The sequence below is a fragment of the Methylobacterium sp. E-012 genome (assembly GCF_057836545.1).
On sequence record NZ_JBYQEY010000001.1, the window covers coordinates 4,260,073 to 4,280,764 of the forward strand.

General features: G+C 67.7%; 17 protein-coding genes. 5 read left to right on the forward strand and 12 right to left on the reverse strand.

The window, feature by feature from the left end; genetic code table 11:
* Positions 1-38: 38 nt before the first annotated feature.
* A complete protein-coding gene (locus AC3IF1_RS20450) occupies positions 39-2,180 on the forward strand; it encodes a hypothetical protein (protein WP_489219095.1) in 2,142 nt (713 codons plus the stop codon).
* 189 nt (positions 2,181-2,369) lie between these two features.
* Here AC3IF1_RS20450 and AC3IF1_RS20455 read toward each other — a convergent pair whose 3' ends face one another.
* Positions 2,370-3,245 carry an SDR family oxidoreductase gene (locus AC3IF1_RS20455; RefSeq protein WP_489219096.1) on the reverse strand — a complete coding sequence of 292 codons (876 nt, stop codon included), beginning with the start codon at positions 3,243-3,245 and terminating at the stop codon, positions 2,370-2,372.
* Between the two features lie 334 nt (positions 3,246-3,579).
* Here AC3IF1_RS20455 and AC3IF1_RS20460 point away from each other — a divergent pair, with 334 nt between their 5' ends.
* Both AC3IF1_RS20460 and AC3IF1_RS20465 read left to right on the forward strand, forming a co-directional pair.
* Positions 3,580-3,708, forward strand: coding sequence for a hypothetical protein (locus tag AC3IF1_RS20460; protein WP_489219097.1), 129 nt, complete (start codon positions 3,580-3,582; stop codon positions 3,706-3,708).
* A gap of 28 nt (positions 3,709-3,736) precedes the next feature.
* Positions 3,737-3,949, forward strand: coding sequence for a hypothetical protein (locus AC3IF1_RS20465; RefSeq protein ID WP_243967733.1), 213 nt, complete (start codon positions 3,737-3,739; stop codon positions 3,947-3,949).
* Positions 3,950-4,082: 133 nt separating this feature from the next.
* On the opposite strand, the gene dnaE is transcribed toward AC3IF1_RS20465, so the two are convergent.
* The gene (gene dnaE / locus AC3IF1_RS20470) at positions 4,083-7,601 is read right to left on the reverse strand and encodes a DNA polymerase III subunit alpha (protein ID WP_489219098.1); all 3,519 of its coding nucleotides are present in this window, start codon (positions 7,599-7,601) and stop codon (positions 4,083-4,085) included.
* 551 nt (positions 7,602-8,152) lie between these two features.
* Between dnaE and AC3IF1_RS20475 the strand changes: the two genes are divergently transcribed.
* Positions 8,153-9,442, forward strand: coding sequence for a glycosyltransferase (locus AC3IF1_RS20475; protein WP_243967731.1), 1,290 nt, complete (start codon positions 8,153-8,155; stop codon positions 9,440-9,442).
* 157 nt (positions 9,443-9,599) lie between these two features.
* On the opposite strand, the gene AC3IF1_RS20480 is transcribed toward AC3IF1_RS20475, so the two are convergent.
* From AC3IF1_RS20480 to proS, 4 genes are all read right to left on the reverse strand, one after another.
* A complete protein-coding gene (locus AC3IF1_RS20480; protein WP_243967730.1) occupies positions 9,600-9,866 on the reverse strand; it encodes a hypothetical protein in 267 nt (88 codons plus the stop codon).
* 197 nt (positions 9,867-10,063) lie between these two features.
* Positions 10,064-10,777, reverse strand: coding sequence for an ABC transporter ATP-binding protein (locus tag AC3IF1_RS20485; RefSeq protein WP_243967729.1), 714 nt, complete (start codon positions 10,775-10,777; stop codon positions 10,064-10,066).
* A gap of 14 nt (positions 10,778-10,791) precedes the next feature.
* The gene (locus tag AC3IF1_RS20490) at positions 10,792-12,093 is read right to left on the reverse strand and encodes a lipoprotein-releasing ABC transporter permease subunit (RefSeq protein ID WP_243967728.1); all 1,302 of its coding nucleotides are present in this window, start codon (positions 12,091-12,093) and stop codon (positions 10,792-10,794) included.
* 8 nt (positions 12,094-12,101) lie between these two features.
* Positions 12,102-13,427 carry a proline--tRNA ligase gene (proS, locus tag AC3IF1_RS20495; protein ID WP_489219099.1) on the reverse strand — a complete coding sequence of 442 codons (1,326 nt, stop codon included), beginning with the start codon at positions 13,425-13,427 and terminating at the stop codon, positions 12,102-12,104.
* A gap of 567 nt (positions 13,428-13,994) precedes the next feature.
* On the opposite strand from proS, the gene AC3IF1_RS20500 reads away from it, so the two are divergent.
* The gene (locus AC3IF1_RS20500; protein WP_489219100.1) at positions 13,995-14,192 is read left to right on the forward strand and encodes a hypothetical protein; all 198 of its coding nucleotides are present in this window, start codon (positions 13,995-13,997) and stop codon (positions 14,190-14,192) included.
* A 5-nt stretch (positions 14,193-14,197) separates the two neighbouring features.
* On the opposite strand, the gene AC3IF1_RS20505 is transcribed toward AC3IF1_RS20500, so the two are convergent.
* From AC3IF1_RS20505 to AC3IF1_RS20530, 6 genes are all read right to left on the reverse strand, one after another.
* The gene (locus tag AC3IF1_RS20505; protein ID WP_243967723.1) at positions 14,198-14,524 is read right to left on the reverse strand and encodes a DUF1467 family protein; all 327 of its coding nucleotides are present in this window, start codon (positions 14,522-14,524) and stop codon (positions 14,198-14,200) included.
* A 5-nt stretch (positions 14,525-14,529) separates the two neighbouring features.
* Positions 14,530-14,934, reverse strand: coding sequence for a methylmalonyl-CoA epimerase (gene mce / locus AC3IF1_RS20510; protein ID WP_489219101.1), 405 nt, complete (start codon positions 14,932-14,934; stop codon positions 14,530-14,532).
* 191 nt (positions 14,935-15,125) lie between these two features.
* A complete protein-coding gene (locus tag AC3IF1_RS20515) occupies positions 15,126-16,799 on the reverse strand; it encodes a ribonuclease J (RefSeq protein WP_489219102.1) in 1,674 nt (557 codons plus the stop codon).
* 16 nt (positions 16,800-16,815) lie between these two features.
* On the reverse strand, positions 16,816-17,619 hold the full coding sequence (locus AC3IF1_RS20520; RefSeq protein ID WP_243967720.1) for a biotin--[acetyl-CoA-carboxylase] ligase: 804 nt from the start codon (positions 17,617-17,619) through the stop codon (positions 16,816-16,818).
* A 7-nt stretch (positions 17,620-17,626) separates the two neighbouring features.
* Positions 17,627-19,072 (reverse strand): NADH-quinone oxidoreductase subunit NuoN, encoded by a 1,446-nt coding sequence (gene nuoN / locus AC3IF1_RS20525; RefSeq protein ID WP_243967719.1) that lies wholly within the window; start codon positions 19,070-19,072, stop codon positions 17,627-17,629.
* 10 nt (positions 19,073-19,082) lie between these two features.
* On the reverse strand, positions 19,083-20,603 hold the full coding sequence (locus AC3IF1_RS20530) for an NADH-quinone oxidoreductase subunit M (protein ID WP_243967718.1): 1,521 nt from the start codon (positions 20,601-20,603) through the stop codon (positions 19,083-19,085).
* Positions 20,604-20,692: the final 89 nt, after the last annotated feature.

Sequence of the window (20,692 nt, forward strand, 5' to 3'; positions counted from 1 at the left end):
CGTCGAATTATGACTTGAGATCGCTCGATTCTGACGTCATGGAGCTCGTGAAGAAGAATTTCGATCCCTATTTCTACTTAATAAAAAATCCGGATGTCAAGAAATCCGGGTTGGATCCGTTCGCGCATTTCCTTCAAAACGGCGCTTCCGAGTTGCGAGATCCAAATTCCAGGTTCTCGACTGCGGCCCATATGATGGCGCACAAAGATGCAATTCCCGACGGGATGCATCCGTTCGTTCATTATCTTACGGCGCTTCGAGGCGAAACGACGATTGACGACCTTAAGAGTCAGGTCAAAGAGATCGAGCATTACTTCGATCGCGATTTCTACTTGGGACAAAACTCGGATGTCAGCCAGGCCGACTTCGGTCCGGAAGAGCATTATCTGCTCCACGGTCATGCTGAGGGACGCGACCCCAGCGCGAGCTTCGCGACGCGCTGGTACCGGGCGCAGTACATGGTCGGTGAACCAGCCGCACTTAACCCGATGCTTCATCTCATCCGGTATGGAATTGACCGCGTATATCCGGCCCGCCTGGTCGTGACAGATGAGGAACTCGTCGCGTTAGAAGCCGGCTTCGACGCGGATTTTTACCGTCGCAGCTATCTGTATCCGTCCGAGACCTCGATTGAGCCCATTCGACATTACCTCACGATCGGGTGGTTGCTCGGATTTGATCCGAATCCAAATTTCTCTACGTGGTTTTATCTCAAGGTTTATCGCAGTCGGCTCAAAGTCGGCACCAATCCGTTCGTGCATTACATGCTGCAAGGCAAGAAGGAGAACTATGTCAGTTCGCACCGGCTCTCTGAAGCCGAACGGCTGCCTGAGTTGGTCGAGGCCTTCGATCCCGATTTTTACTTGAGATGTCATCCAGAGATCCGAACTGTGGGCCTCGATCCGTTCGAGCACTACATGCTCGTCGGGTGGAAAGACGGGTGGGATCCGAATGCTGAATTCTCGACGATTTTCTACGCGAGAGCTTATGTCGATGTAACCGAATCGGGCCTTGCGCCGTTCTTGCATTATGTAAAACATGGGCAGCAACGTGTTGCCAAGTCACGGCGACCTTACCTTGAGGTGGTGTCTGGAATCGACCGCTTCTCAACGGATCAGATCTTCGCCCGCTATCAAGATATGACGTTCCCTCTACATCTTGAGATAACAAGGCGGCTCATCGTCATGGTTGTGCCGCAACACGATGCCATGAGTGGAGGCATCTTCTCGATGTTTTCGATCGCGAAGACTCTTCGGAGCTTGAAGCGGGAGCACGGCTATGAAGTCGTCGTGATGACCGCTCCGAACCTCGAGGGGGCGACCTATGCGCGACAGACAAATTTCCGCAACGATGAGAATGTGTTTCGATTCGATCAGCTTACATACTGTCAGGGCGTTGAGGAATTATATATTCATATTCCGGAGTATACTGCGCCGGGATTTATTGATCGATGCTCGGGGGACGTCATACGCTATCTTTCATCGCGCAGAAAATTATACATCAATTTGCTTAATCAAAACATCGAACTCATGCCGGATGCCAGCACCTTCGTGGCGTTGCGTCGCTTTGCCGACGAGCTCAGTCAATCGGTCGCGCATCACGCCTACTTCAACCAGGCGGAAGCCGATCGCCGAAATCTGCCGACATTGCTGCTGCCGGCTTATACGGATCTCCGCGGTTACCGAAAGATTCCGGCAAAGCATAAGAGCGAGCTTATAATCTACTCGCTCGATGACGCCATTTACAAGACGAGCTGTCTGAAGCGTGTGCGGGAGGCGTTCCCGCATTGCCAGCTGATCGAGGTGCGCGGCATGCCCTTCGATCATTACATGGAGTTGGCGACCCGCTGTCGCTTCTCGATCTCGTTTGGCGAGGGCTTCGATGGCTACGTTGCACAGCCGATCTTCCAGGGCGGCATAGGGATAACGATCTTTCGTAAGGAGTTTTTCCCATCGGAAGATTTTCTGCGGTTCCCCAATTTCTTTGAGAGCGCAGAAGCTCTGATCGATGGTATCGTCCCGTTGATGACGCGCTTAGGGCGGGATTGTGCCGCCTACGATCGTCTCAACCATGCCCTGGTCGCCGAATACGACAAGCTCTACAGCTTGGAAGATTATGAGCGACGGGTGAGCATGCTGGCCGAACGGAAGTTCGAGATCTTTCCTCGGCGGATGGTCTGATCGCGGCGGCTCGAGGCGGCCGCTGTCGCAGGTGCCGGGTACCCACGCGCCCATGCCGCACCGTGGCGTCGGGTTGTTCGGGCGCGCACGTTGAGACCGGCGTGCCGTTCCGGCCGCGGCGGCGACCCGACCCGGTCGCGGATGGCTCGCCGCGGCCGGGTCTCCCGCACGCCCGATCGAGGGGCGCTGTCAGAGCACCGGCATCGCCCCCGCCACCGTGACGAGCGCGCCCGACGTGTAGCTGCTCTCGTCCGAGGCCAGCATCACGTAGGCCGAGGCGAGCTCGGCCGGCTGGCCGGGGCGACCGAACGGCACTTGGCTGCCGAACGAGGTCACCGCATCCTGGCTCATGCCGGACGGGATGAACGGGGTCCAGATCGGCCCGGGCAGCACGCCGTTCACGCGCACGCCCTTCTCGGCGAGCAGTTGTGCCAGGCTGAGCACCATGTTGCTCAGGGCGCCCTTCGTGGCGCTGTAGGCCATGAGCGACGGCATCGGGTGCTTCGAGTTGACCGACGAGGTGAAGATCACCGAGCCGCCGGGTTTCAGATGGGCGAGCGCCGCCTTGGTCACGTAGAACGGTCCGAACACGTTCGTGCGGAAGTGATCCTCGAAGATGCTGTCGTCGATGGCGTCGAGACCCTGGTTCGGCTGCTGGAACGCACCGTTGTTGACCAGCACGTCGAGGCGCCCGAAACTCTCCACGGTGCGGGCGACGATCTGGCGCCCGTAGGCGGGATCCTTGAGGTCGCCCGGCAGGAGCAGCGCGCGCCGGCCCGCCTTCTCGATCCACTGGCCCACCGCCTCCGCATCCGCCTGCTCCTCCGGCAGGTAGGAGATGGCGACGTCCGCGCCCTCCCGGGCGAACGCGATGGCGACCGCGCGGCCGATGCCGCTGTCGCCGCCGGTGATCAGTGCCGCCTTGCCGGTGAGCTTGCCCGAACCCGCATAGCTCGCCTCGCCGTGATCGGGTTCCGGGGCCATGCGGCCGGTCTTGCCGGGGAAGCTCTGCGGCTGCGCCTCGAAGGGCGGGCGGGGGTACTTGTGCAGCGGGTCGGTGGTCACGTGTCGTCTCCGTTTGGAATGCCGGTCCAACCAGGAAGCCTCCGGGGTGTTCCGGCCCTGCGGCACCTCCGCGCCCGCCGCTGCGGGATGTGCCTGTCCGGCGCGACGACACGGAACCCGGCCCAGACGGCGCATCGACACAGCGCAGCAACAGGCGCCCGTCAGTCTCGGCGCGGAGGAGACGCCACGATGACTGAATTCCAGCCGGAGGATCGCGCCGCCCGCGTGATCGATCGTGTCCTGCTCGGCGCAGCGATGCTCTCGCTCACCTTCGGCCTCGCCACGGGCCTCTGGGGCCTGCTCCAGTGAGCCCGGTGCGGGATGCCGCCGGGATGTGCGGCGCGTGATCCGGATCGGACAACCCGGCCGGCGCCGATCGGGGATCGACCGCACCGCCGCCGCACTGATCGCCGTCGGACTCACGGTCCTCGTGCTCGCGCTCCTGCTCGCGGGCTTCCCGTGACGGGCTGCGGCGCCGGGGCGTGGACGCGATGCTGAACCGAGCCGTGCTTGCGGCCGTCGTGCTCGCGGCGGCCGCGTTCCTGATCTACCTGGCCAACCTCGCCCGCGAGGCCCTGTCGCCGAACGAGCCCTACGCCGCCAGCATCGGGCTGACCCTCGACCAATGTATCGCCGCGCAGGACGGTCTCTCGACCGCGGAGGCCCGCGGCTATTGTCGGCGCCCCGTGCCGAAGCGCCTCTGAATCGCCCCGGATCGCATGCGGTCCTGGGGTCTGGGATCGCCCCCCGGAAATGGGGCCCTCCCAACGCCGCCCCTCATTCAGGCGACGTGAATCCGCTCCACGACCAAGCCGCCAGCGACGTTCGAGCGGCCTGCTAACTCACCTCCACCTGCACCACCCCCGGCACGGTCCTGAGCTGTCCCGCGAGCGTCGGGGTCGCCTGGAACTTGCCCGGCAGCCGGATCTCGACCTCGCGCTCCCCGCCGTCGAGCTTGAGGATCAGCGACACCTCGCTCTCACCGCGCATCGACAGCCGCTGCTGCACCGGCCCGACCCCGCGGGGGTCGCTCAGGTGGATGCGGATGCCCTTCTGGTGACGGGCCACCGCTTGGTCGAGGGGCTCGGCGGTGAGGATGCGGGCGCGGACATCCTCGCCCTCCAGGTTCGCCTGGAGCTGCAGCACCAGGGGGCGGCCCGGTTCGAGGATGTCGCGGTACTGGCCGAGGCCCTCGGAGAAGATGATCGCCTCGAAATGCGCCGTCCGGTCCGAGAGGGTGACGATGCCCATCTTGTTGCCGGTCTTGGTGCGCCGCTCGGCCCGGTCGAGCACCGAGGCCGCGACCCGGCCGACGCTCGATGTCCCGGCCCGCACCGCCCGGCAGAAATCGGCCCAGCTCTGCACCCGCAGCTTGTCGAGCAGGTCGCCGTACTCGTCCAGCGGGTGGCCCGAGACGAAGAAGCCGATCGCCGCGTATTCGCGCTTGAGCGTGTCGGCCATCGGCCAGATCTCGTGGGGCGGGATGCGCAACGACACGTCGTCCGCCACGACGCCGCCGAACATGTCGGTGACGCCGGCGGATTCGGCCTCCGCCGCGCTGGCGGCGAGCTTCATCATCGGCTCCACCGCCGCGAAGGCCCGGGCCCGGTCGGGCTCGATGCAATCCAGCGCCCCGGCCTGGACGAGGCTCTCCAGGGTGCGCTTGTTGATCATCCGCGGATTGATTCGGCGGGCGAGGCAGTCGAGGTCCTTGAACGGCCGGTCGCCGCGGGCCTCCACCAGCGCCCGCACCGCCTCGCGGCCGACGCCCTTGATGGCGGCGAGCGCGTAGAAGATTTTTCCGTCGCGGACCTCGAACACCTCGCCGGAGGTGTTGATCGAGGGCGGCTCGACGGTAATCTTGAGGCGCTGCGCGTCCTGGCGGAATTCCGCGAGCTTGTCGGTGTTGTCGATGTCGAGGGTCATGGCGGCCGCCAGGAACTCGACCGGATGGTTCGCCTTCAGGTAGGCGGTCTGGTAGGTCAGCAGCGCGTAGGCGGCCGCGTGGCTCTTGTTGAAGCCGTAATCGGCGAACTTGGCGAGCAGGTCGAAGATCTCGTTGGCCTTGGCCTTGGTCAGGCCGCGCTCGATGCAGCCCTTCAGGAACCGGTCGCGCTGCGCGTCCATCTCGGCGCGGATCTTCTTGCCCATGGCGCGCCGGAGCATGTCGGCCTCGCCGAGCGAGTAGCCGGCCAGGACCTTGGCGATCTCCATCACCTGTTCCTGGTAGACGATGATGCCGAACGTCTCCTTCAGCATCGGCTCCAGCTTCGGGTCCGGGTACCAGGACGCCTCATTGCCGGCGTCACGGCCGAGCTTGCGCTCGCAATAGACCGGGATGTTGGCCATCGGGCCCGGCCGGTAGAGCGCCACGAGCGCGATGATGTCCTCCAGCCGGTCCGCCTGCATCTCGCAGAGCGCCTTGCGCATGCCGGCCGATTCCACCTGGAACACGCCGACGGTCTCGCCCCGGCCCATCGGCTCGTACGTCTTCGGGTCGTCGAGCGGCAGGCCCGCGAGGTCGATGTCGATGCCGCGCTTCTTCAGGAGATCGGTGCAGCACCGGAGCATGGTGAGGGTTTTGAGCCCCAGGAAGTCGAACTTCACCAGCCCCGCCTGCTCGACCCACTTCATGTTGAACTGGGTGACCCGCATGCCGGTCTTCGGATCTCGGTAGAGCGGGACCAGCTCCTCCAGGGGGCGGTCGCCGATCACCACCCCGGCCGCGTGGGTCGAGGCGTGGCGGTGCAGACCCTCGAGCTTCTTAGAGATGTCGATGAGCCGGCCGACGATCGGCTCCTCCTCCATGGCCTGCTGGAGCTTGGGCTCGCCCTCGATCGCCTGGGCCAGGGTCACCGGGTTCGCTGGGTTCTGCGGCACCAGCTTGGTCAGCTTGTCGACCTGCCCGTAGGGCATCTCCAGGACGCGGCCGACATCGCGCAGCACGCCGCGGGCGAGCAGCGTGCCGAAGGTGATGATCTGACCGACCTGCCCCTCGCCGTAGCGCTGCTGCACGTAGCGGATCACCCGCTCGCGGCCCTCGACGCAGAAGTCGATGTCGAAATCCGGCATCGAGACGCGCTCGGGGTTGAGGAAGCGCTCGAACAGCAGGCCGAAGCGCAGCGGGTCGAGGTCGGTGATCAGCAGCGACCACGCCACCAGCGAGCCGGCACCGGAGCCGCGGCCCGGCCCCACCGGGATATCGTGGTCCTTGGCCCACTTGATGAAGTCGGAGACGATCAGGAAGTAGCCCGGGAACTTCATCGACACGATGACGTCGAGCTCGAAGGCGAGGCGCTTGCGGTAATCGTCTTCGGAGAAGCCGGGCGCGGTGCCGTGCTGCTTCAGGCGCAGTTCCAGTCCGGCCTCGGCCTGACGGCGCAGTTCGGTCGGTTCGTCGGCCGAGACCGCCTGGGCACCCGCCTCCGAAGCCTCGGCCAGCGCGTCGGCCATCGGGGGCTTCTCGCCCGCCGCCACGGCTCCGAAATTCGGCAGGATCGGCTTACGGGTCCGCGCCCGCACGGCGCAGCGCATGGCGATCTCCACCGTGGCCTGGAGGGCCTCCGGCAGGTCGCGGAACAGTTCGGCCATCTCGGCCCGCGTCTTGAAGGCGTGGCTCGGCGTCACCCGCCGGCGGCGCTCGTCCGAGACGATCCGCCCCTCCGCGATGGCCAGCAGGGCGTCATGGGCGTCGTAATCGTCGGGCTTGGCGAAGTAGGGCTCATTCGTCGCCACGATCCCGAGGCCGTGACGGCCGGCGAGGTCGAGGAGCGCGGTCTCGACCCGCCCCTCCTCGGGCTGACCGTGGCGCTGGAGCTCGACATAGAGCCGGTCCTCGCCGAAGGCCTCCTTGAGGCGCTTCAGGCGGGCGAGCGCCAGTTCGGGCCGGCCCGCCCGGAAGGCCGCGTCGAGGGGGCCCGACAGGCCGCCGGTGAGCGCGATCAGCCCGTCCGAGGATCCGACGAGCGCCGCGGCATCGAGGCGGGGGGACTCGCCGAGCGCGGTGTCGAAATAGGCGCGGCTCGCGAGCCGCAACAGGTTGGCGTAGCCGGCCTCGTCCTGGGCCAGCAGCACGATGCTGTGGCTCGTCGGGGCGTTTCGCTGGTGGGGATCCGCGGCCTCGAACGCCACCGAAAGCTGCACGCCTGCGATCGGCTGCACGCCCTCCCCGGCCGCCTTCTCGGAGAATTCGAGCGCCCCGAACAGGTTGTTGGTGTCGGTGAGCGCCAGGGCCGGCTGCCGGTCGGCGACCGCGGCCTTGATCAAGGTACCGACCTTCAGGGCGCCTTCGAGCAGGGAATAGGACGAATGGACATGGAGGTGGACGAAGCCGACCTCCTTGAGCTGACGTGGCATGGCCGACCTTGTACAGGGATCGCCCAGCATCCCCCCTCGCCGTCACCAAGTCGACGTAGGCCGGGCCATCGGCCGACGATATCCACCGGTCGTGCCCCTTGAGCACCAGTTCCGGCCGCCTCTGTGGATAATCGGGCGCCGAAGGGTGATCGCCTGTGCATAAGCCCCCGGCGGCGGGAACCGGACGGCCATCGGCGAAAACCCGCTAACGCACCGGTGCCAAGGCTATCGCCCACGCCCCCACCGCCGCGAACAGCATCCCGAACGCCATGAGCTCGATCATCAGCTCGACCATCCCGGTCAAGACCACCCGCTTCTGCATCGCCGTGCCTCCCGTGTGCCCGGCCCAGTATGTTCATGTTTTGTTCCAAGGAAAGGGCCGGCGCGCGTCAGGCGGTCACGTCTTGGGGTTACGGTAAAAAGTGTCTTGATGCGCATCGGGCGGGCTGGCATGCCCCGCCCTCGAAACGAGCCCGTCACCGCATTGGGGGGGTTGTAAGGAGCAAGCCATTCCCGCGCATCCGACGGCCGAGAGCTTCGACGTCGCCTTGGTGGCCGTGGGCACGCATGGCGACGTGCTGCCGTTCATCGCGCTGGGGCATGAGCTGCTCGCGCGCGGTCACGGCGTCTCGCTGGCCGCCCCGGCCCCGTTCGAGGCGATGGCGCGCCGGGCCGGCCTCGCGTTCCAGCCCCTCGGGACGGTGGCCGATTACGAGGCGGTGATCCGCCAGCCGGATCTGTGGCATCCGCAACAGGGCTTCCGGCCCATGTTCGACTATGCCCTGCGCATGGCGGAGGCGACCTGTCTGTGGCTGGGGGCGACCCGGGCGCGCGGAGTGAACCTGCTGGTGGTCGCCTCGCCCCTCGGTTGGGGCGCACGACTCGCCCAGGATCTCTACGACCTCCCGACCGCGACGCTGCACGTGATGCCGTTCCTGATCGAGAGCCGGTCCGATCCCCCCCGTCTCCCCGGGCTCGCCCTGCCGCGGCTGCTGCCGGCGGCGCTCCGGGCCTACGTCAACCTCGGGGTCGACCGGTTCGCGGTCGGTCCGTTCACGCTGCCGCCGCTGAACGCCCTGCGCGCGCGCCTCGGACTCGATCCGGTCCACCGGCTGCGGCACTGGTGGAACAGCCCGACGCGCATGCTTCTGATGTTCCCGGACTGGTACGCGGCTCCGCAGGCGGATTGGCCCACCCAGGCGGTGCAGCTCGGCTTCCCGCTGGTGGACCGGTTCGGCGACGTGCCCACCATGCCGCCGGAGCTCGACGCCTTCCTGGCGGCGGGCGACGCGCCGATCGTCTTCACCTACGGCTCGGCGATGCGCCAGGGGGCCGGCTTCTTCGACACCGCGGTGCAGACGTGCCGCCGCATGGGTCGGCGCGGCGTCCTGCTCGCCCCCCAGGGCGGGCAGATCCCCAAGCCACTGCCGGACGGGATCATCCACCTGCCCTACGCGCCCTTGAGCACCCTGCTGCCGCGCAGCGCCGCCCTGGTTCATCACGGTGGCGTCGGGACGGTGGCGCAGGCGCTGGCGGCGGGGATCCCGCAACTCGTGGTCCCGGTGGCGTTCGACCATTTCGACGAGGGGCGGCGGCTCAAGGACCGGGACCTCGGCGCGACCGTGAGCCGTCGCGCCTTCCGCCCCGCTCGGGCGTCCCGGATCCTGCGCCGGCTGCTCGCCGATCCCGCGGTGGCGCGCGCCACCGCGGCGGCCCGGGCACGGATGGCGGAGGGCCGCGACGCGATCACCGAGGCCTGCGACCAGGTGGAGGCCCTGGCGGCCGCGCGCGCCGCGGCGACGCATGCGGGGCGCGGCCGCGGATCGCCACCCGCGCCTTGAGCGGGCGCGGCACCGCTCCGGTTCCGGAGCGATGCCGCGGGATCACGGGCCCAGCAGCACGAGCGCCGAGCCGATCAGGGTCATGACGACGCCGCCTGCGAAAGCGCCGATCATGACATAGGAGAAGGGCTTGAGCGTCACCCGTCGCCGCGCCGGATCAGCAGCGGTGACCGCCCGCGGTCTGGCCGTACTGCTTGACCGGCCGGGTCTGCTGGTTGGCGTTGCCCTCGGCGGCCGAACTCATCGGGCAGCCCTCGTAGAGCGGCGTATCGTGGACGCCGAGGCCGAGCCCGAGCGCGCCGGTGGTCTCGGGTGCGGCGGTGGTGAAACCGGTCCAGCGGGCCCCGTCGGAGGCCAGGGCGGACGGGAGCGGCGCGGCGGCGAGCATGAGCGCAGTGACGGCAACAGCAATGCTAGTCTTCATGGTGTCTCTCCAAATTTTATGCAGGGCGATCGTCTCAGATCGGCACTGCTCGTCCTCAACAACTGCAATATAGTTGGAAGATAAACTTCGCGGCGTGACGGGCCGCACGTGGCACGACGGATTAAAACGCGCGGGCGCTCTGGCGTGTCGGGCGCAGGTCCGGCGCCCTCCGGGCCCCCCGGTGCGTGTGCCCATCCTCAGTCGAGCGGCGTGATCAGCCCGTCGCGGATCGTCACCCGGCGGTCCATGCGGGCGGCGAGGTCCAGATTGTGGGTCGCCACCAGGGCCGCGAGACCCGAGGCCCGCACCAGCGCCATCAGCACCGAGAAGACGTGGCCGGCCGTGCCCGGGTCGAGGTTGCCGGTTGGCTCGTCGGCCAGCAGCAGCCGCGGCCCGTTGGCCACCGCCCGGGCGATGGCGACGCGCTGCTGCTCGCCCCCCGACAGCTCCGCCGGGCGGTGCGGCAGCCGCTCCTTGAGGCCGAGGAAGCTCAGGAGCTCGGTGGCCCGGCTCTTCGCCTCCGGGGCCTTCAGGCCGCGGATGAGCTGGGGCATCACCACGTTCTCCAGCGCCGAGAACTCCGGCAGGAGGTGGTGGAACTGGTAGACGAAGCCCATCTCCTCGCGCCGCAGGCGGGTGCGCTCGGAATCCGCCATCGCGGCGGTGGGCTGGCCGCCGATATAGACCTCCCCCCCGTCCGGCCGCTCCAGGAGCCCGGCGAGGTGGAGCAGCGTCGACTTGCCGGCGCCCGAGGGCGCCACCAGCGCCACCAGCTCCCCCGGCCAGATCGCGAGGTCGGCGCCGCGCAGGATTTCCAGCGCCCCCTCGGCTTGGGCGTAGCGCCGCTCGACGCGGGAAAAGAACAGGGCCGGCACCGGCTGGTCGCCGGCGATCTGGCTCGAGTCGGTCATGCGCGGGTGGCCCGTCAGCCGTAGCGGAGGGCCTGCACCGGATCGAGCCGGGCGGCGCGCCAGGAGGGATAGAGCGTCGCCGCGAGCGACAGCAGCAGCGCGGTGATCACCACGGCGGTGATCTCCTTCGGGTTCATCTGGGCCGGGATCTCCGCCAGGAACCGGACGGTCGGGTCCCAGGCGCCCGGAAACAGCACGTGCTGGATCGGCTTGATGTTCAGCGTGATCAGGACGCCCAGCGCCAGCCCGCCGAGCGTCCCGACGACGCCGATTAGCGCACCGTTGATCAGGAACACCCGCATGATCGTGCCGGGCGTCGCCCCCATGGTGCGCAGGATCGCGATGTCGCTCGACTTGTCGCGCACCAGCAGGATCAGGCCGGAGACGATGTTGAGCGTCGCCACCACCACGATCAGGCTGAGGATCAGAAACATCACGTTGCGCTCGACCTCCAGCGCCCCGAAGAAGGTCCGGTTGCGCTGGCGCCAGTCGGTGAGCAGGATCGGGCGCTCGGCCGCCATCTCCAGCGGCTCGCGCATCTCGCCGACATGGTCCGGCTCGTCGACGTAGATCTCGATCATGCTGACGTCGCCGTCCTTGTTGAAGAACGCCTGCGCCTCGGCGAGGGGCATGAACACGAAGGTCTGGTCGAACTCGGTCATGCCGACCTCGAACACCGCCTTGACGGTGTAGCTCTTGGTCCGCGGCGCGGTGCCGAACGGGGTCGAGGAGCCCTTGGGCGTCACCAGCGTGATCGTGTCGCCGGCCTGCAGGCCCAGCGTGTCGGCGAGGCGCCGGCCGATCAGCACGCCGGTGCCGTCGTCAAAACCCTCCAGGGTGCCGCCGCGGATCGAGGACGAGACCGCCGCCAGGGCGTCGAGGTCGGCGGCGCGCACGCCGCGGATGATCACGCCCGAGCCGCCGTATTGCGACGAGGCGAAGGCCTGACCCTCCACAAGCGGCACGGCGGCGCGCACCCCAGCCACCTTGGACAGGCGCTCCGACAGGTCGGTCCAGTCGTTGAACGGCCGGTCGATCGGCGTGGCGAACAGGTGACCGTTGATGCCGACGATCTTCGACAGGAGCTCTGCCCGGAAACCGTTCATCACCGACAGGACGATGATCAGCGTGGCGACGCCGAGGGCGATGCCCAGCACCGAGAAGAACGCCACCACCGAGACGCCCCCGCCCCGGCGCCGCGCCCGCAGGTAGCGGCCGGCGAGGATCCACTCGAACGGCGCGAACGGCGCGGTCCCCTGCTGGCGGAACGAGGCCGCGAAGCCCCTCACCCGGTCGATCGCCGCGGATGCCGCCATCGGAGCCCTCAGACGCGCCGGATTCGCGTCAGCAGGTCGACGATCGCGAGGCTCTCGCGCTCGCCGCCGGCGCGCCGCTTCAGCTCGACCTTGCCCTCGGCCAGCCCCTTCGGCCCGACGATCACCTGCCAGGGCAGGCCGATCAGGTCGGCGGTGGCGAATTTCGCGCCCGGGCGCTCATCGCGGTCGTCGTAGAGCACCGTCAGGCCGGCGGTCTCGAGATCCGACTGGATCTGCGCGCAGGCGGCGTCGGTGGCGGCATCGCCGACCTTGAGGTTGATCAGAGCCACGTCGAAGGGTGCCACGGAATCCGGCCAGATGATCCCGGCCTCGTCGTGGCTGGATTCGATGATCGCCGCCACCAGCCGGCTCGGGCCGATGCCGTAGGAGCCCATATGGACCGGCCGCTCGATCCCGTCCGGCCCGGCGACCTTGGCGCCCATCGGCTCGGAATATTTCGTGCCGAAATAGAAGATGTGCCCGACCTCGATGCCGCGTGCGGCGAGGCGGCTCTCCTCGGGGACCTCCGCGAAGGCCGCCGGCTCGTGCATGTCCTCGGTGGCGGCGTAGTGCGAGGTCCAGGCATCCACGATGCCCTGGAGGCCGGGAATGTCGTCGAAATCGACCGTTTCCGGCGGGATGGCGAAGTCGAGATAGGCCTTGTCGCAGAAGACCTCGCTCTCGCCGGTCTTGGCCAGGATGATGAACTCATGGGACAGGTCGCCGCCGATCGGGCCGGTCTCGGCACGCATCGGGATCGCCTTGAGGCCGAGGCCCGCGAAGGTGCGCAGGTAAGCCACGAACATGCGGTTATAGGCGTGGCGCGCGCCGGCCTGGTCGAAGTCGAACGAGTAGGCGTCCTTCATCAGGAACTCGCGCGAGCGCATCGTGCCGAAGCGCGGCCGCACCTCGTCGCGGAACTTCCACGAGATCTGATAGAGGTTCTTCGGGAGATCCTTGTACGACCGGACGCTCGCCCGAAAAATCTCGGTGACCATCTCCTCGGCGGTGGGGCCGTAGAGCATCTCGCGGTCGTGCCGGTCCTTCAGGCGCAGCATCTCCTTGCCGTAGGCGTCGTAGCGGCCGGATTCCTTCCAGAGTTCGGCGGACTGCACCGTCGGCATCAGGATCTCGATGGCGCCGGAGCGGTCCTGCTCCCGGCGGATCACCGCGCAGACGCGCTCCAGCACCCGCAGGCCGAGCGGCAGCCACGCGTAGATTCCGGCGGCCTCCTGGCGGACCAAGCCGGCGCGCAGCATCAGCCGGTGCGAGACGATCTCGGCTTCCTTGGGCGTCTCGCGCAAGGTCGGCATGAAGTAGCGGGAGAGACGCATATCGTCCGGTCTTGGATGGTGGATCCGGCCGGGAGGAGCCGCGGCGCGCCGGCACACAACACGCCGGAGACGCAAATTACAAGCACTGCACGACCACGGCGCGGCGTAATCGCGGCGAACCGGAGGCGCCCTCGCCTTTCAGCCGTCCGCTGGCCGAAACAGAGGCGATCTGCCCGTTTGCCGGCAAGAAAGCGCAGATTTTTCGCTTGGACCCGGTGACAACACGAATTGTTGTTCCTATAAGCGTCCGGCGATGTTTGCGATGCCCGGAAGAGGCGGCGCAAGGTCCGAGTCTCGGGAGGAAAAACGACCGCCCCGCAGGAAATGCGGAGGACTTTAATGGTCGAGCCAGTGAAGCTTGAAAGCAAGGCCTCGGGCCTTGCTTTTTTTATTTCAGGCGCAGCGACGCGGCGGCGCTTCTCCGGGGCCGGCCGCGGCGTCCCGGGACCCTGTGAAGACTGGTGAAAGCGCGGAGAAGACGCGGCTCCGGCTCGCGTGGGGCAGGCCGTTAACCCGGCAGGCTGTTGCGCCGCACAGGATGGGCTCAGCAGCCTGGGTGAGCCCGCCATGCACTTCGAGATTCGCCAGGCCGCGACGGGCTGGGACTGGATCCTCCGCAACGAGGCCCGTGAGACGATCGCCGAGTCGGATCAGACCTTCCCGTCGGCCGCGCAGGCCTCCGCGGCGGCCCTGGCCTTCGCGCATCTCGTGGCGCGGGCGGGCAAGTCGCTGACGGTGACCTCGTCCTCCGGAACGCTACTCTGAGCCTGTCACAGCCCCGTCAGCGGGAACACCGCCAGCGCGATGAGGAAGGCGGCCCCCGCGACCAGCGTCGTCCAGATCGCCTTCTCGCGCAGTCGCGGCGCCGCGGGTGCGCCCGGATCCTGGCCCGGCACGATGTGGGTCGCCCGGCGTTCGGGCTGGTTGCGCAGGGGCAGGATCGCGAAGAGCAGCGTCCACCACACCACGAAGTAGAGGGCGATGGCGCCGCCCACGGTCAGCTTGAACAGGCCCACCCCCGCCGCCACGAAGGCCGCGACCAGCACCGTGATGACGACGAGCGTCACCGGCGTCGAGCGGGCCAGCGTGGTCATCATGGGCTTCAGACCTGCTCCAGCTCGACCAGGGTGCCCAGAAAGTCCTTCGGGTGCAGGAACAGGACCGGCTTGCCATGGGCGCCGATCCGCGGCTCGCCGGTGCCGAGCACCCGGGCGCCCTGCGCCTTGAGCGTATCGCGGGCCGCCAGGATGTCGTCGACCTCGTAGCAGACGTGGTGAACGCCGCCGCCCGGGTTGCGGGCCACGAAGGCCGCGATCGGCGAGTCCTCCCCGAGGGGCGCCATCAGTTCGACCTTGCTGTTCGGCAGTTCGACGAACACCACGGCGACACCGTGCTCGGGCTGCTGCAGCGGCGGCGTGACCGTGGCGCCCAGCGTGTCGCGGTAGACCGCGCAGGCGGCCTCGAGATCCTGCACCGCGATGGCGACGTGGTTGAGACGGCCGATCATGTTTGGTTCCTCCCCACGAGAGAAGCCCTCTTTTCGAGAGCGATTTTGTTCGGCTGGAGGCTCAGCCGCCGCTGGCGGACGCCACGTGCCCCCTCTCCCGGGCGGGAGGGGGGACGCGCGTTGCATCCGGCCGGCGTCGGATGAGCCGGTACGTCCTGGACACTAGAGCGCCCTGAAATCGGCAGCCAGTCTCAAACCTCCACGACCTGCACGTGGCAGGCCGGCTTCTTGCCCCAGACCTCGTTGACGGCGGTGCGCACCGCCCGGTCGACGCCCTTCTCGACGCCCTCGGAGTCCTTGAGCTTGCCCCGGGACATCCCCGACAGGGTCCGGGTGACCGCGTCGACCACGGTCTCGATCAGCGGGTCGCCGGACCGGCCGCGGTTGGGCAGGCCGATGATGTCCACCGCCGGCTCGCCGAGCACCACGCCGTCCTCGTCGATGGCGATGGCCACCGAGACGAGCCCGGCCTGCATGAGCTTGCGCCGCTCCGGGATCGCCCGGTCCTTCTCGTCGATCAGGACGTCGCCGTCCTTGAACAGGCGGCCGGCCTTCACGTGGTCGATCACCGCGGGCGTGCCGGGGCTCAGCCGGATCAGGCTGCCGTTGCGGGCCTTGACCACGTTCTGGACGCCCTGCGCCCGGGCGAAGCGGGCATGCTCGTCGAGGTGGAGCGCCTCGCCGTGGACCGGGATCGCGGTGCCGGGGCGGGTCCACTTGTACATCTCGACCATCTCGTCCCGGCGCGGGTGGCCGGAGACGTGGACGAGCTCGGTGCGGTCGGTGATCACCTCGACGCCCTGCTCGATCAGGTCGTTGATGATCGACCCGACATCGCGCTCGTTACCCGGAATCGCCCGTGAGGAAAAAATCACCCGGTCGCCGGCGGTCAGGCCGATATCCGGATGGTCGCGCCGGGACACGCGGGCGAGCGCCGCCCGCGGCTCGCCCTGCGAGCCGGTGAGCAGGGCCACGACCCGTTCGCGGGGCAGGCTCTTCCAGGAATCCGCCCGGCGGAACTCGGGCAGCCCGTCGAGGTAGCCGCACTCGCGGGCGACGTCGATCACCCGGTCCATGGCCCGGCCGACCGCGACGATCTCGCGGCCGCAGGCCACCGCGGCCTCGGCGACCGCGCGGATGCGGGCGACGTTCGACGCGAAGGTGGTCACCGCCACCCGGTGGGGGGCGTCCGCGACCAGCGTCTTGAGGGTCTGGGCCACCTCGCGCTCGCTCGGTGAGAAGCCCTCGCGCACGACGTTGGTGGAATCGCAGACCAGCGCCAGGATTCCCTCGTCGCCGAGGGCCGTGAACGCCTCGGGCGAGGTGACCTCGCCGGCCACCGGGGTCGGGTCGATCTTCCAGTCGCCGGTATGGACCACGAGGCCCGCGGCGGTGCGGATCGCAATGGCATTCGATTCCGGGATCGAGTGCGACACCGGGACGTATTCGAGCTCGAATGGCCCGATGGTGATGCGCTGGCCGGGCTTGACCTCCCGCAGGTCAACCTTCGGCGCACCGGGTTCGGAGAGGCGGCGGGTCTCCAGCAGGTTCTTGGCGAAGCGCGTCGCGTAGACCGGCACCTTGAGCCGCGACCACAGTTCCGAGATCGCGCCGATATGGTCCTCGTGCGCGTGGGTGATGAAGATCCCGAGCAGGTCCTTGCGCCGCTCCTCGATGAAGGAGAGGTCGGGGAACATCAGGTCGATGCCCGGCATGTTCTCCTCGCCGGCAAAGCCCATGCCGCAATCGACCATGATCCACTTCCGGCCCTTCTCCGGACCGAACCCGTAGAGGGCCGCATTCATCCCGATCTCGCCCACGCCGCCGAGCGGCAGGAAGACCAGCTCCTCCTGTCCCATCACCATCTGTCGTCGTCCAAACTCAGGCCGCCGTCGCGGCCGATCCGAAATGCACCTCGCCCGCCGTCACGGTATGCCGGTTCCCATCGGGGGCGAGGATCACGAGCCGCCCCCCCTCGTCGATCGTCTCGAACACGCCCCGCAGGATGCGCCCGCCGCTGTGCACCGCGATCTCCGATCCGAGACCGGCGGCCCGCGCAAGCCAGTCGGCGCGCAGGGCAGCGAAATTCCGTCCCCGGTCCCAGGCGCGCGCCTGCGCGGCCATCCGGTCCGAGAGATGTTCCAGTAGCGCTTCGGCGCCGCCCGCGTAACCCATCGCGGCCAAGCTCGTCGCGCCAAGTCCCTCGGGCGCTGCCGCGACGTTGACGCCGAAGCCGATCACTGCGGCGCGCCGGCCCCCCGGCAAGGTCTCGGCTTCCAGCAGCAGGCCGGCGAGCTTGGCCCGACCGCGTAGCACGTCGTTCGGCCATTTGAGTTGGAAAGATCGGGTGCCGGGCTCCGATCCGGTATCCGGCAGGGTGCCGCAGGCCGCCTCCAGCGCCTCGATCAAGGCGAGGCCGGCCACGAATCCGAGCTCGGCGAGGTGGTCCGGCGCCACACCGGCCACCGGCCAGAGCACGCTCGCCGCGAGGTTGCCCGGCAGGGACGCCCAGGCATTGCCCCGCCGGCCGCGGCCCGCCTCCTGGCGATGGGTCACCACCCAGAGCGGTCCGGTCTCACCGGCCCGCGCCTGAGCCATCGCCTCCGTGTTGGTGGAGCCGAGGGTATCGTGGACGTGCAGGCGGTGGCCCTGGGCGCGGGCCTCGGGCCCGAGTCGATAGCGCAAGGCGATCCTAGAACAGCGACCGGGCGGCGCGGCCGGCGGCACCCACCAGCGGTCCCGGGAGCAGGAAGAACAGCACCACCACGACGCTCGACAGCGCCAGGACCACGCGCAGGCCCGGGGCCATCGCCTCGTAGGGCTCCTTCGGCTCGTCGAAATACATGATCCGCACGATGCGCAGGTAGTAGTAGGCGCCGACCACGCTGGTGACCACGCCGATCACCGCCAAGGTGACGAGCCCCGCCTTGATGGCGGCGGCGAACACGTAGAACTTCGCGAAGAACCCGGCCAGGGGCGGGATGCCGGCGAGCGAGAACATCATCGCGGCGAGGCAGAAGGCCAGCCACGGATGGGTGCGCGACAGGCCGGACAGATCCTCAATCGACTCGAACATCACGTCCCGGCGCCGGAGCGACAGGATGATCGCGAAGGTGCCGAGCGTCATCGCGAGGTAGATGATCATGTAGGTGACGAGCCCGCTGATCCCCTCCTCCGAGCCGCAGGCCAGTCCGATCAGGGCGTAGCCGATATTGGCGATCGACGAGTAGGCCATCAGGCGTTTGATCGAGCTCTGGCCGATGGCCGCGAAGGAGCCGAGCGCCATCGACACCACCGAGACGAAGATGAAGATCTGCTGCCAGATCGCCGTCACATCCGGCATGGCGCCGATGAACACCCGGACCGTCATCGACACCGCCGCCATCTTGGGCGCGGTGGCGAAGAAGGCGGTCACTGGGGTCGGCGAGCCCTCGTAGACGTCGGGGGTCCACATGTGGAACGGAACCGCCGACATCTTGAAGCAGACGCCGGCGGCCAGGAACACGATCCCCAGCACGATGCCGAGACCGGCATTCTCGTTCAGCGCCGAGACGATGCCGGGGAAGGAAACGGTGCCGGTGAAGCCGTAGACCAGGGAGGCGCCGTAGAGCAGCATCCCGGAGGAGAGCGCACCGAGCACGAAGTATTTGAGGCCGGCCTCGGTGGACTTGGCGTCGTCCCGATGGAAGGCCGCGATCACGTAGGCGGCGAGCGATTGCAGCTCCAGGCCCAGGTAGAGCGCGATCAGATCGTTGGCCGAGACCATCACCATCATGCCGATGGTGCACAGCACGATCAGCACCGGGAATTCGAACCGGTCGATGCGCTCGCGCTTGAAGAAGTCGTGCGCCAGCAGGATCGTCGAGGCCGAGCCGAGCAGCACCAGCGACTTCATCACCTTGGAGAAGGAATCCGACACGAAGGCGCCCGACAGGGTCGTGACCCGGCCATGCACCGGCTGGGAGATCACCACCGAGAGGGCGACGAGCAGGAGCACCAGGGCGCCGACGCTCACGGTCTCGGCCGAGCGCTCGCCGCGCCAGGCGCCGTAGAGGATCAGGACCAGGACGCCGATGCCGAGGATCAGCTCGGGCAGGAGCGGCGCCAGCGAGGGCAGGACGGAGTGGACGGTGGGCATGGTGTCCGCCTCAGCGCGGGATCGGCAGCGCGGCCGCGGCCGTCTGGGTGTTCGAGAGGGCGGCCTTCATGCTGGCCATCAGCGCGTCGGTCGAGGGCGCGAACACGTCGAGCACCGGGGCCGGATGCACGCCGTAATAGATCGTCAGCGCGACCAGCGGCGCCAGGATGATCTTCTCGCGCAGATCCAGATCCAGGATGCCCTGGAGGTTCGGCTTCTCCAGCTTGCCGTAGATCACCCGGGCGTAGAGCCACAGGGCGTAGGCCGCCGACAGGATGATGCCGAAGGTCGAGAAGAAGGCGACGTTCGGGTTCGCCTTGAAGGCGCCGAGCATCGACAGGAACTCGCCGACGAAGCCGGAGGTGCCGGGCAGGCCGACATTGGCCATGGTGAACACCATCATGGCCACCGCGTAGAGCGGCATCCGCTTGACGAGGCCGCCATAGGCCGAGATCTCGCGGGTGTGCATCCGGTCGTAGACGACGCCGACGCAGAGGAAGAGCGCCCCCGAGACGATGCCGTGCGAGATCATCAGGAACAGCGCGCCCTGGATGCCCTGCTCGTTCAGGGTGAACAGGCCCAGCGTCACGAAGCCCATATGGGCCACCGACGAGTAGGCGATCAGCTTCTTGATGTCGGTCTGCATCATCGCGGTGAGCGACGTGAAGATGATCGCGATCACCGAGAGGGCGAAGACCAGGGGCGCGAAGTCGTGGCTCGCCACCGGCAGCATCGGCAGCGAGATCCGGATGAAGCCGTAGCCGCCCATCTTCAGGAGGATGCCGGCCAGGATCACCGAGCCGGCGGTCGGCGCCTCCACGTGGGCGTCGGGCAGCCAGGTATGGACCGGCCACATCGGCATCTTCACCGCGAAGGAGGCGAAGAAGGCGAGCCACAGCCAGGTCTGCACCTGCACCGGGAAGCGGTACTGCAGCAGGGTCGGGATGTCGGTGGTCCCGGCCTGCCAGTACATCGCCATCACGGCGAGCAGCATCAGCACCGAGCCGAGCAGGGTGTAGAGGAAGAACTTGAAGCTGGCATAGACCCGGCGCTGCCCGCCCCAGATGCCGATGATCAGGAACATCGGGATCAGGCCGGCCTCGAAGAACAGGTAGAACAGCAGCAGGTCGAGCGACTCGAACACGCCGATCATCGTCGTCTCGAGGACGAGGAAGGCGACGAAATACTCCTTCACCCGGAAGTGGATCGAGTGCCACGAGGCGCCGATGCAGAACGGCATCAGGAAGGTGGTCAGCAGGACGAGCGGGATCGAGAAGCCGTCGACGCCGAGCTTGAACCGGATCGTCTCGGCGAGCCACGGATGGCTCTCGACCAGCTGGAAGCTCGCCGAGGCGGCGTCGTAGCGGCCCCAGGCCACCAGCGAGAGCACGAAGGTGACGATCGTGGTGGCGAGCGCGGCCCAGCGGCTGTTGCGCGCGACGGAAGCCTCGTCGCCGTTCAGCGTCAGGATGAAGGCCGCGCCGCAGAGCGGCACGATCAGCAGGCCGGAGAGGATGCCGAGGCCGAGCATCAGTGAACGATCCTGTATCCGAGATTCGATCCGGCCGACGCCGCACCTCCCTCCCCCCTCTGTGGGGGAGGGTGGCCCTCGCGTGAGCG